The 11120-nt window shown below is 66.4% G+C and carries 14 protein-coding genes and 1 tRNA gene; 4 read left to right on the plus strand and 11 right to left on the minus strand.

Going from position 1 to position 11120, the window contains the following annotated elements:
- Positions 1–15: 15 nt before the first annotated feature.
- Entirely contained in the window at positions 16–585 is a 570-nt protein-coding gene (locus tag ACFSCW_RS01620) for a TlpA family protein disulfide reductase (RefSeq protein ID WP_380886211.1), read from the plus strand.
- 50 nt (positions 586–635) lie between these two features.
- On the opposite strand, the gene ACFSCW_RS01625 is transcribed toward ACFSCW_RS01620, so the two are convergent.
- From ACFSCW_RS01625 to ACFSCW_RS01635, 3 genes are all read right to left on the minus strand, one after another.
- Positions 636–971: a DUF2185 domain-containing protein gene (locus tag ACFSCW_RS01625; RefSeq protein ID WP_380886213.1), complete on the minus strand. Its 336-nt coding sequence runs from the start codon at positions 969–971 to the stop codon at positions 636–638.
- A gap of 233 nt (positions 972–1204) precedes the next feature.
- Positions 1205–2053, minus strand: coding sequence for a 2,3,4,5-tetrahydropyridine-2,6-dicarboxylate N-succinyltransferase (gene dapD / locus ACFSCW_RS01630; RefSeq protein ID WP_380886215.1), 849 nt, complete (start codon positions 2051–2053; stop codon positions 1205–1207).
- Positions 2050–2721: a pyrimidine 5'-nucleotidase gene (locus tag ACFSCW_RS01635; protein ID WP_380886216.1), complete on the minus strand. Its 672-nt coding sequence runs from the start codon at positions 2719–2721 to the stop codon at positions 2050–2052. The genes dapD and ACFSCW_RS01635 overlap by 4 nt, the downstream gene beginning before the upstream one ends.
- Before the next feature lie 158 nt (positions 2722–2879).
- On the opposite strand from ACFSCW_RS01635, the gene ACFSCW_RS01640 reads away from it, so the two are divergent.
- Entirely contained in the window at positions 2880–5129 is a 2250-nt protein-coding gene (locus tag ACFSCW_RS01640) for a S8 family peptidase (protein WP_380886218.1), read from the plus strand.
- On the opposite strand, the gene ACFSCW_RS01645 is transcribed toward ACFSCW_RS01640, so the two are convergent.
- The 6 genes from ACFSCW_RS01645 to ACFSCW_RS01670 form a co-directional block, all read right to left on the minus strand.
- Complete coding sequence (locus ACFSCW_RS01645) at positions 5126–5575, minus strand: FKBP-type peptidyl-prolyl cis-trans isomerase (protein ID WP_380886220.1); 450 nt, start codon at positions 5573–5575, stop codon at positions 5126–5128. The genes ACFSCW_RS01640 and ACFSCW_RS01645 overlap by 4 nt on opposite strands.
- On the minus strand, positions 5545–5895 hold the full coding sequence (locus ACFSCW_RS01650; RefSeq protein WP_380886221.1) for a HesB/IscA family protein: 351 nt from the start codon (positions 5893–5895) through the stop codon (positions 5545–5547). The genes ACFSCW_RS01645 and ACFSCW_RS01650 overlap by 31 nt, the downstream gene beginning before the upstream one ends.
- A complete protein-coding gene (locus ACFSCW_RS01655; RefSeq protein WP_380886223.1) occupies positions 5895–6359 on the minus strand; it encodes an SUF system Fe-S cluster assembly protein in 465 nt (154 codons plus the stop codon). Before ACFSCW_RS01655 ends, ACFSCW_RS01650 begins: the two co-directional genes overlap by 1 nt.
- Complete coding sequence (locus tag ACFSCW_RS01660; RefSeq protein ID WP_380886225.1) at positions 6356–7570, minus strand: cysteine desulfurase; 1215 nt, start codon at positions 7568–7570, stop codon at positions 6356–6358. The genes ACFSCW_RS01655 and ACFSCW_RS01660 overlap by 4 nt, the downstream gene beginning before the upstream one ends.
- Complete coding sequence (map, locus tag ACFSCW_RS01665; RefSeq protein WP_380886227.1) at positions 7570–8373, minus strand: type I methionyl aminopeptidase; 804 nt, start codon at positions 8371–8373, stop codon at positions 7570–7572. Before map ends, ACFSCW_RS01660 begins: the two co-directional genes overlap by 1 nt.
- Positions 8374–8432: 59 nt before the next feature.
- Positions 8433–8506, minus strand: a tRNA-Gly gene (locus ACFSCW_RS01670).
- A gap of 29 nt (positions 8507–8535) precedes the next feature.
- Between ACFSCW_RS01670 and tilS the strand changes: the two genes are divergently transcribed.
- Positions 8536–9459, plus strand: coding sequence for a tRNA lysidine(34) synthetase TilS (gene tilS / locus ACFSCW_RS01675; RefSeq protein ID WP_380886229.1), 924 nt, complete (start codon positions 8536–8538; stop codon positions 9457–9459).
- On the opposite strand, the gene ACFSCW_RS01680 is transcribed toward tilS, so the two are convergent.
- Positions 9456–9752 carry a hypothetical protein gene (locus ACFSCW_RS01680; RefSeq protein ID WP_380886231.1) on the minus strand — a complete coding sequence of 99 codons (297 nt, stop codon included), beginning with the start codon at positions 9750–9752 and terminating at the stop codon, positions 9456–9458. The two genes, tilS and ACFSCW_RS01680, sit on opposite strands and share 4 nt — an antisense overlap.
- A gap of 99 nt (positions 9753–9851) precedes the next feature.
- Here ACFSCW_RS01680 and ACFSCW_RS01685 point away from each other — a divergent pair, with 99 nt between their 5' ends.
- Positions 9852–10097: a hypothetical protein gene (locus ACFSCW_RS01685; protein WP_380886233.1), complete on the plus strand. Its 246-nt coding sequence runs from the start codon at positions 9852–9854 to the stop codon at positions 10095–10097.
- Here ACFSCW_RS01685 and ACFSCW_RS01690 read toward each other — a convergent pair.
- Positions 10094–11029: a ribose-phosphate pyrophosphokinase gene (locus ACFSCW_RS01690; RefSeq protein ID WP_380886235.1), complete on the minus strand. Its 936-nt coding sequence runs from the start codon at positions 11027–11029 to the stop codon at positions 10094–10096. The two genes, ACFSCW_RS01685 and ACFSCW_RS01690, sit on opposite strands and share 4 nt — an antisense overlap.
- Positions 11030–11120 lie beyond the last annotated feature (91 nt).

Here is an 11120-nt window from a genome sequence, read left to right on the forward strand (position 1 = left end):
GCATTGGAGTTCTCCGTGCGGCCGTTGATTGCGCTTCTCCTTGGGTCTCTGCTGATCGCGGGCTGCGATAGGCAAAGCGGCGGACAGCCGCAAGCGAACGAGTCTGCCGCCGCTGTGCCGGAGGCGAAAGCGCCGGAGCTGACTGGCAAGCTCGACATATCGCAGCGCGGCAAGGCGATGCCCGCCGACAGCTTCCTCGATCCCGCAGGCAAGCCGGTGACGTTGGCGGCGTTCAAGGGCAAGCCGGTGCTCGTGAACCTCTGGGCGACCTGGTGCGGCCCGTGCGTGCGCGAAATGCCGACGCTGGACGGTATTGCCGCGCGCGCCGGCGACAAGCTCAAGGTCCTGACCGTCAGCCAGGACACGGCCAAGGTCGACATTGCGCCGACCTGGACGAAGGGCGGCTTTAAGCACCTCGAACGCTATCGCGACCCGGACAACAAGCTCGGCTTCGCGTTCAACACCGGCATGCTGCCGACGACCGTGCTCTACGACAAGGACGGCAAGGAAGTGTGGCGCGTCGTCGGCGGCATGGACTGGAACGGCCCCCGCGCCAACACACTGCTGGCGGAGTTTATTGGGTAGTCGCGAAGCCGACGACTAAATGTTCGCTTTGGGTGGGAAGCTGCCGCTCGCTATTCGTTGTCCCCGAGTAGGCGAAAGGTTCCCCCGGCTCGCTCAAGACGGCTTCCAACAGCGGCGTCGAGAAACGGCAGAATGTCGGGGTCGTAGTTCACGATGGTGTTCACATCGTAGACGCCATGCCGCTGACTATCCGACATGTATCCTGCGTCTTCATCCCCTGCGAAAAATCGCCAGCCGCTATCCTGCTCATTGTGGGGCGTTTCGCGATACATGTAGCCGACCGGCTTACCATCGACGACGATGCGGTCCGTAGAAAGGCATCCACCTCGACCCAGCGCAACTGGCGCAACCTGTTCGCGCTTCAGTTTGAAAATCTTCCCCAGCATGTCTGCCTGCCCCTATCGTTCGTCTCAGGGAGACTAAGGGGTGCTCGGCAAAGTCCGCAATGGGTCGAAAGCAGACTTTTCCGCTGTCCTACAGCTACCGGTCTTTGATACGGCCACCTCGCCCTCACCGGCCACGTCTTTGAACCGTCGAGACATTGCGTCGAATCGTCCCGGAGATCGATCGGGCAAAGTGAACGAATGACGCGCGTTTCCCTTCACTTTGGGCCTGTGCTCTAGTCGCGGAGCAGCTCGTTGATGCCGGTCTTGGCGCGGGTCTGGGCGTCGACGCGCTTCACGATCACCGCGCAATAGAGCGACGGGCCGGGCGTGCCGTCGGGGAGCGGCTTGCCGGGAAGCGAGCCCGGCACGACGACTGCATAGGGCGGCACCTTCCCGACAAATACCTCGCCGGTCGCGCGGTCGACGATCTTGGTCGAGGCGCCGAGGAACACGCCCATCGACAGCACTGCGCCTTCGCCAACGATCACGCCTTCGGCCACCTCGGAGCGTGCGCCGATAAAGGCGCCGTCTTCGATGATCACCGGACCGGCCTGCAGCGGCTCGAGCACGCCGCCAATGCCGGCGCCGCCCGAGATATGGACGTTCTTGCCGATCTGCGCGCAGCTTCCGACTGTCGCCCAAGTGTCGACCATCGTGCCCTCGCCCACATGGCCGCCGATATTGACGAAGCTCGGCATCAGCACCGCGCCCGGGGCGATATAGGCGCCGTGGCGGACGATCGCGCCGGGCACCGCGCGGAAGCCGGCCCTGCGGAAATCGGCCTCGCTCCAGCCGGAGAATTTGCTGGGCACCTTGTCCCACCAATGCGCGGTGCCGGGGCCGCCGGGGATCAGCTCCATGTCGTGCAGGCGGAAGGAGAGCAGCACCGCTTTTTTGAGCCACTGGTTGACGCGCCAGCCGCCCTGGCCATCGGGCTCGGCGACCCGCGCCTCGCCGCTGTCGAGCAGCTTCAGCGCTTCGGCGACGGCGGCGCGGGTTTCGCCCACGGTCTGCGTGCCGATCTTGTCGCGCGCTTCCCAGGCGGCTTCGATCGTGTCGGTCAGCGCGGCGCGGTCGGTCATCGTTCGTCTCCCATTATTTCGTGCAGCCAGGCGCCCAGGTCGGTCACTTCGTAATCGACATAGGCGCGGTCGTCGGGCTCGCGGGCTTGTTCGGATCCGTTGTTCACCCACACGGTCGTCATGCCGATTGCCTTGGCGGGCTTCAGGTTTCGGGCCATGTCTTCGACGAACAGCGACTCGGGCGGCTGGATGTCGAACGCTTCGGCCATCGCGTGATAGGCGTCCGGGTGCGGCTTCGGAGTGTAGGCGCAGGCGTGAATGTCGTGAATGGCCTCGAAGCTCTCGCCAAGGCCCAGCCGGGCAAGCACGCGCCGGGCATAGGCCTCGTCGCCATTGGTGAAGATGAGCTTGCGCCCGGGCAGCCGGGCGACCGCCTCGACCAGCCTCTTGTCCTCGCTGAGCGCATCCATCTCGATGTCGTGGACGTAATCGAGAAAGGTGCGGGGCTCGACGCCGTGTTCCGCCATCAGGCCGGAGAGCGTGGTGCCGTGAGCGTGGAAATAATCCTTCTGCAGCGCCCGCGCCGCGGTCCAGTCGAGGCCGAGCAGGTCCTGGATGAAGGCCGTCATGCGCTGGTCGATCAGCCCGAACAGGTCCGCCGACGCCGGGTAGAGCGTGTTGTCCAGATCGAAGATCCAGTTGCGGATGTGCGCCAGCGCGGGAAGCATCGGGCGCGCCCTAGCGGCGCGAAAGCCGGGCGGCAATGCAAGGCCTCGTTAACCATAATGCAAGTCCTGACGCGTTACCGCGAAGGGAATCGGGTCTGGGGTTTCGTCGTATGAGTAAGCGTTTTGTCTCAGGGTCTTCGGCTCTGGTTCTCGGTTTGTTGATTCTGGGCGGCTGCGGCGGTGGAGGCGGCGTCAACACCGTGCCGACACCGACGCCGGCCCCCGCTCCGACACCCACACCTACCCCGACGCCGGTCCCCACGCCGACGCCCACACCCACACCGACACCGAGCGTCAATTTCCGCACCGCCGAATATATTCGCTCGAACGGGCTGGAGCCTTCGAACGCGGTCCCGGCTTACCAGGCCGGCGCGACCGGTCAGGGCGTAACGGCGGCGGTGATCGACAGCGGCGTCAATCCGAACAGCCCGGAATTCGCCGGCCGCATTTCGTCCTTGTCGCAGGATATCGCAGGCAGCCGCGGCGTCGGCGACGATGGCGGGCACGGCACCGCCGTTTCCGCCGTACTGCTCGCCGCCAAGAACGACCGCCAGATTCACGGTATGGCGTTCAACGCGACTCTGCTGTCGCTGCGGACCGATACGCCCGGAAGCTGCACCTCGAACGGGGATTGCTCGCACAGCGACAGCAACATCGCGCGCGCGCTCGACGTGGCGGTGACGGCTGGGGCGAAAGTCGCGAATATCTCGCTGGGTGGCGCCGGTGCGGACCCCACGTTGCGCAACGCGATTTCGCGCGCGACGGCTGCGGGCATGGTGATCGTGCTGTCCGCCGGCAACGATGCCGGAGCCAATCCAGACGACCTGGCATTGGTCGCGACCGATCCGATCGCGCGCGGTCAGATCATCGTCGCAGGCTCGTACGACGCGTCGAAGACGATCTCCAGCTTCACCAACCGCGCCGGCACTGCGGCGAACGTCTATATCACCGCGCTTGGCGAGAGCGTTCGTTCGTTCGATCAGAATGGCACGGCGTTCCTCTACAGCGGCACGTCCTTTTCCGCGCCTCTTGTGTCGGGTGCGATCGCCTTGCTGGCCCAGGCTTTCCCGAACTTGACCGGCGCGCAGCTCGTGCAGTTGCTGCTCAACAGCGCCGACGATCTGGGGGCGGCGGGCACGGATGCCGTCTATGGCCGTGGCGGCCTGAACGTCGGCCGCGCCTTCGCTCCCCAAGGGGCGACGTCGCTGGCGGGAAGCCAAATCCCGGTTTCTCTTTCGGCGACAACGGCGAGCCTCTCTCCCGCGATGGGCGACGCCGTGCAGACCGGCATGGGCGCCGTGATCCTCGACGGCTTCAGCCGCGCCTATGCAGTCGATTTCGCGCGTGCGATCCACAATGCGCAGCCGCGCTCCAGCCTTGCCGGAACGCTTGGCCAGAGTTTCAGCAGCGCCAGTTTGAGCGCCGGCGGCACGACCGTCGCGGTGTCGATCGCCGATTCGCCGGACGGAAGCGCCGCGTTGCGGCGGCTGTCGCTGACCCGGGATGACGCGGTGCGCGCCCGCACCGCCGCGGGCATGATCGCCAGCCGCATCGATCCGAAGACCAGCATTGCGTTCGGCTTCGGCCAGAGCGGTAGCAGCGTCTCGGGCCAATTGAACGGCAGGTCCGAACCCGCTTTCCTCGTCGCCCGGGCGCCGGGTGATGCGCTCGGCTTCGATCGCACGCGTCAGAGCGCCGCGTCGTTCCGGCGCAGCGTCGGCCGGCTCGGCCTGACCGCAGTGGCCGAAAGCGGCGAAGGGCTGCTCTATCAGGGTACGCCCGGTGCTCGCGATCCGTATCTTCGCTCGCCCTATTCCTTGATGAGCCTGCAGGCCGATCGCCGTTTCGGCGCACTGAGCTTCAGCGGCGGCGTCACGCGATTGGACGAAAGTCGGAGCTTGCTCGGCGCGCATTTCGGGCCCTTGTTCGGCAGCGGCGGTTCGTCGAGCTGGTTCGGCGACATACGCGCCGACTGGAGCTTCGCGCCGGGCTGGTCCCTGTCGGCTGCGACGCGTCAGGGTTGGACGACGATGGCGCGCGGGGGAGCGCTCAGCGGAAACGCCACGGTCCGCAGCACCGCCTACAGCCTGGATCTCGCAAAATCGGGCCTTTTCGAGCGCGGCGATCAATTCGGTCTGCGCATCGCTCAGCCGCTGCGGGTGGAAAGCGGCGGCCTTGGCCTGCGTCTGCCCGCAAGCTGGGATTGGCAGACCGGCGCCGTCACCTATGCCGACCAGCGCCTCAACCTCGCCCCGACCGGCCGCGAGATCGACATGGAAGCGAGCTATGCGCGGATGCTGTTCGGTGGGCGGATGGACACCAATTTGTTCTGGCGTCGCGACCCGGGCAACTTTGCCGCCGCGCCCGACGATATCGGCGCTGCGTTCCGCTGGCGGGTGGGTTTCTAGCGCGCCGCCGGGCGAATCGCGACGAGCTCGATATCGAAGATCAGCGTCGCGTTCGGCGGAATGTCGCGCGACTGCATGGCGCTTGCCTGCGGGCCCATCGCGCGGCCGGGCGCGCCGTAGGCAAGATACGGCGGCAGCGTGACGCGCCAATGGTCGGCAGGACGCATCAGCAGCACGGCGGCCATGAAACCGGGGATCACGCGCTGCACCGGGAACGTGCTGACGCCCTTGCCGCCATCGGGCGAGGCGCTGAACACCTCGCCGTTGGTCAGTCGTCCGGTGTAATGGACGTCGACTTCATCGGTCCGGGTCGGGTGTGCACCCGAGGCGAGCCCGGATTGCAGCACCTGGTAGCTGATGCCGGGCAGCACGACCGGCTTGGGCGCGGCGGCTGCCAGCAGCAGGGCCGCGACGATCAAACCGTGAAGCTCTCGCCGCAGCCGCAACTGCCCTTGGCGTTCGGGTTCTGGAATACGAACCCGGCGGTGAAGTCGTCTTCCACCCAGTCCATGACCGAGCCAATCAGATAGAGGATCGAGCCGCCGTCGACGAACAGGGTGCCCCCCGGCGTGTCGATCCGCTCGTCGAGCGGCTTCGCGTCGGTGACATAATCGACCGAATAGGCGAGGCCCGAACAGCCGCGCCGCGGCGTCGAAAGTTTCACGCCGACGGCACCATCGGGTGCTTGCGCCATCAGCGAGGCGATCCGCGCTTCGGCGGCTGGCGTGAGATGCAGCGCTTGGGGGCGTTCCCGAACGGTGGCCATCACAGCATTCCCAGTTCGAGCTTTGCTTCGTCCGACATCTGCGCCGGATTCCAGGGCGGGTCCCAGACCAGGTTCACTTCCGCATCGCCGATCCCCGGCACGGCGCCGACCCGGAGCTCGACCTCGCCCGGCATCGACTCCGCGACCGGGCAGTGCGGCGTCGTCAGCGTCATCGTCACCAGGGCATGGCCGCCGTTGATCTCGACGCCGTAGATCAACCCCAGGTCGTAGATGTTGACCGGAATTTCGGGGTCGTAGATTTCCTTGAGCGCCGCGATCACCGCTTCATAGAGCTCGCCGCCGGGCTCTTCGCCTGATAGCTCCGACGGCTTCTCGCTCAGAAAGCCGGCGAGATAGTCCTTCTTGCGCTCCAATGTCTCGCGCGGTGCCTCTTCCACACGCGCCTTGGGCGGCGGAGCGACGCTCTCCACTTCTTCCACCCTGATGCGACTCTGCTCGTTCATCCGAAAATCCTCGTCACGCGCTCCACTCCGCGCGCCAGCGCCTCGACGTCCGCGGCGCTGTTGTGAACGCCAAAGCTTGCCCGGGCCGTCGCCGGCACCCCCAGCGCGTCCATCAGCGGCTGCGCGCAATGGTGGCCGGCGCGGATCGCGACCTGTTCCTCGTCCAATATGGTGCCGATGTCGTGCGGATGCACCCCTTCGACGGCAAAGCTGACGATGCCGGCCGAATCCTCGGGTCCGAACAGCCGCACCGAGTTGATCGCGCCCAGCCGTTCGCGTGAGAGCTTCACCAGCGCGGTCTCATGCGCGTGGATCGCGTCCAGCCCGATGGCGTCGACATAGTCGATAGCGGCGTGGAGCCCGAGCGCACCGACGATGTGCGGCGTCCCCGCCTCGAACCGCGCCGGCGGCGGTGCATAGGTGGTGCGCGCGAACGTCACCCGGTCGATCATCGCGCCGCCGCCCTGCCAAGGGGGCATCGCGTCGAGGATCTCGCCCTTGGCCCAGAGTACGCCGAAACCGGTCGGCCCATAAAGCTTGTGCGCCGAAAAGACGTAGAAGTCACAGTCGAGCGCGGCGACGTCGACCGCCATGCGCGGAACCGCCTGGCAGCCGTCGAGCAGCAATTTCGCGCCGACCCGATGCGCCATCGCCGCGGCGCGCTTCGCGTCGAGCACCGATCCAAGTACGTTCGAGACATGCGCGAGCGCGACAAGCTTGTGCCGCTCGGTCAGCATCGCGTCGGCCGCGTCGAGATCGATCCGTCCGTCCGCCGTCAGGGGCGCGACATCGATCTCGATGCCGGTGCGGTCGCGCAGCAACTGCCACGGCACGATGTTCGAATGATGCTCGAGCTGGCTAAGCAGGATGCGGTCGCCGGCCTTGAGCTGCGATCCACCCCAGCTATCGGCGACCAGGTTGATGCCCTCGGTCGCGCCGCGCACGAACACCACTTCATCGGCAGAGGCCGCGCCCATGAACCGCGCCACGCGCTTGCGCGCCGCCTCATAGGCCAGCGTCATGTCGGCGGAACGCTGATACACGCCGCGATGCACGGTCGCGTAGGTGGTATCGTAACCGCGTGTGATTGCGTCGATCACCGCCTGCGGCTTCTGCGCGGTCGCGGCGGTGTCGAGATAGGCCCAGCCCGCCGGAATGGCGGGAAAGTCGGCGACGCGGTCGAGCGGGCGGGAATCCAGCAGCGTCGCCATCAGCGTCCGGCAGCGCTCAGCGTGAAGATCTCGTGACCGGTCTCCGTGATCCCGATCGAATGTTCGTATTGGGCGGAGAGCGAGCGGTCGCGCGTCACTGCCGTCCAGCCGTCTTCCAGTACCTTGCAATCGGGGCGGCCGATATTGATCATCGGCTCGATCGTGAAGAACATGCCCGGCTTCAGCTCGGGACCCGTGCCCGGGCGGCCGGCATGGACGACTTCCGGTGCGTCATGGAACAGTCGGCCAAGCCCGTGGCCGCAGAAATCGCGCACCACGCCATAGCGGTGCTTTTCGGCAAAGGACTGGATTGCGTGCGCGATGTCGCCGAGCCGGTTGCCGGGCTTCGCCTGCTCGATGCCGCGCATCATCGCTTCGTAGGTGACTTCGACCAGCCGCTTCGCTTTCACGCCGACATTGCCGATCAAATACATGCGGCTGGTGTCGCCGTGCCAACCGCCGAGCAGCGGCGTCACGTCGACATTCACGATGTCGCCGTCCTTGAACGTGCGCTCCGACGGGATGCCGTGACAGACGACATGGTTGATCGAGATGCAGCAGCTATGGGCATAGCCGCGATAGCCGAGCGTCGCCGGCACCGCGCCGGCCCGCAGCATGTGCTCGCGCACCATGTCATCGATCGCCTCGGTCGAAACACCGGGCACCATGTGCGGCTCGATCGCATCGAGGATTTCGGCCGCCAGCTTGCCCGCCTTGCGCATGCCTTCGAAGCCGTCAGGCCCGTGCAGCTTGATGGCGTTGGTGCGCGTCGAAGCGGAATCGGCGTCGATGTAGCTGGTCATACAGGCGATATAGTCGTTTGCCCGTTAACGACCAACCCAGCGGAGACTAGCTTTTCTATTGGAGCGGGTAGCGGGAATCGAACCCGCGCGTTCAGCATGGGAAGCTGACAGGCTACCATTACATCATACCCGCCTGTGCAGTTGCGGTTGCCACAGCGCCCGGTGCAAGGTCAATCGGTGCCGCACGATCTCGCCGCAACTCTGGAAGCGCTTGGCGTCGGGCCCGGCGAACCGCTCGGACTGGCGGTGTCCGGCGGGCCGGACTCGCTGGCGCTGCTGATGTTGGCGAAGCACATTCGGCCGGTGCGTGTCGCGACCGTGGATCACCGCCTTCGTCCCGAAGCGCGAGCGGAAGCGGAAATGGTCGCGGATTTCTGCGCCCGGCTTGGTGTGCCGCACGATATCTTGGCTGTGCAGGTCCAGGGCAGCGTCCAGGCCGGCGCGCGCGAAGCACGCTATTCCGCGCTCGGCGATTGGTGCGCGCGGCATGCGCTCCGTTGGCTCGCGACCGCGCATCATGCGGACGACCAGGCCGAGACTTTGCTGATGCGCCTCTCGCGCGGCTCTGGCGTTTCCGGCCTTGCCGGGGTTCGCCGCAGCCGTGCGCTGCGTGATGGCGTGGAGCTGATCCGGCCGCTGCTCGACTGGCGCAAGGCCGAGCTGGAGGAAGTCGTCCGCGCGGCCGGCATTACGCCGGCGCTCGATCCGAGTAATTTCGATCCGGCTTATGACCGCACGGCCGCTCGCAGCTTGTTGGGGGCGGCGCCGTGGCTCGACGCGGCGCGGCTGGCGCAGAGCGCGGCGAACCTTGCCGATGCCGAGCAGGCGCTCGAATGGGCGGCGGAGCTAGCCTTCGTCGAGCGCTGGGATGGGGCGGGCCTCGATCCTCGCGAATTGCCAACTGAACTGCTGCGCCGATTGGTGCTGCGCATTCTTGCGGCTTTCGGTGAAACGCCGCGCGGCCCGGACCTCATGCGGCTGATCGAAGCCTTACGAGCCGGCCGAACCGCCACGCTCGCCGCCATCAAAGCGACGCCGGGCGAGCGTTGGACGTTCGCGCCAGCGCCGCCGCGCCGGTCGCGCTAGAACAGGCCGGCCAGCGCGAGACTCGTCGGCAGCGCCAGCGCAAGGCCGAGCGCCAGATCGAACAGCCGCGCCGGCAGGATGCGCCGGTCGCGCTCGACGGTCAGCAGGTCGACGACGCCCATCAGCAGAATCGAAATGCCGCACACAGCGGCAATCACTAATGCTGCCGCAAAAGCAGGTCGAATGGGCCGGCCGAATACGACGTGCATGGGCCACAGCAGCAGCGCCGTCGCTCCCGATGTCACCCCAACCCGCACCGCTCTTGGCAATGTCCAAAGTTCCGAAATCTTCATCAACCGACCCTGCTCAGCCGCTCGCTCCGCCGCAAGATGGGGAACCATGGCCATTCACAAAGGTTAGTCCGCCCGGCGTGTTGCCAAGGGAGGTAGCGTATGAAGTTGTTTGCTTCGGCTTTGGTCTCGATCGGCATGATGGCCGCCGTTCCCTCGACCGCGATCGCTCAGACAAGCTCTGCTTCCAAGCTGTCCGTCGTCAGCGCACGCGCCGGCGCCAGGGGCGGCGACAGCCGGCTTGAGGGCGGCTCGGGCGGCGTGATCGCTATTGCGCTGCTGGCCGGCATCGCCGCGATCGCCGTTCTCGCGGCCGTCAATAACGACGACTCGCCCAATAGCCCCTAGTCGAACAGGCTCGACACCGAGCTTTCGTCGGCGATCCGCTTGATCGCCTCGGCGAGCAGCGGCGCGATGGTCAGGGTGCGGATCCGCTTGGCCTGGGCGACGCTCTCGGTCGGGGCGATCGAGTCGGTGATGACCAGCTCGGTCAGCGCCGATCCGTCGACGCGCGCCACGGCTCCGCCCGACAGCACACCGTGGCTCACATAGGCGACGACGTCCTGCGCGCCCGCTTCGCGGAGAGCGGCGGCGGCGTTGCACAAAGTGCCCGCCGAATCGACGATGTCGTCGATCAGCACGCAGAAGCGGCCCTCGACGTCGCCGATGATGTTCATCACTTCCGACTCGCCGGCCCGTTCGCGGCGTTTGTCGACAATCGCCAGCGGGGCGTTGTTGAGGCGCTTGGCGAGCGCGCGCGCGCGGACCACCCCCCCGACGTCCGGTGAGACGACCGTGATGTTCTGCGCCGGGAAGCGCGCGAGGATGTCGGCCGACATCACCGGCGCCGCGTAGAGATTATCGGTCGGGATATCGAAGAAGCCCTGGATTTGCCCCGCATGAAGATCGACCGAGAGCACGCGGTTGGCGCCGGCGACCGTGATTAGGTTGGCGACAAGCTTGGCCGAAATCGGCGTGCGCGGACCGGGCTTCCGATCCTGTCTTGCATAGCCGAAATAGGGAATGACCGCCGTGATCCGCTTGGCCGAGGCGCGTTTCAGCGCGTCGATGCAGATCAGCAATTCCATCAGATTGTCGTTCGCCGGAAAGCCGGTCGGCTGGACGACGAACACGTCCTCGCCCCGGACATTTTCGTGGATCTCGACGAACACTTCCTCGTCGGCGAAGCGGCGGACGCTCGCGTCGGTCAGCGGGGTTTCCAGATAGTCCGCGATCGCCTGGGCGAGCGGCGTGTTCGCGTTGCCGGTGAGGATTTTCATGGATGCACGCCCCGATGTCACGATTCTGTCGCGGGCTTTAGAGCGCCGTGCTCCGCGCGCCTAGACCCGGCGTGAGCCGCACCCTAGATGC

It is taken from the genome of Sphingomonas tabacisoli, from assembly GCF_042678385.1.
Classification (GTDB): Bacteria; Pseudomonadota; Alphaproteobacteria; order Sphingomonadales; family Sphingomonadaceae; genus Sphingomonas_B; species Sphingomonas_B tabacisoli.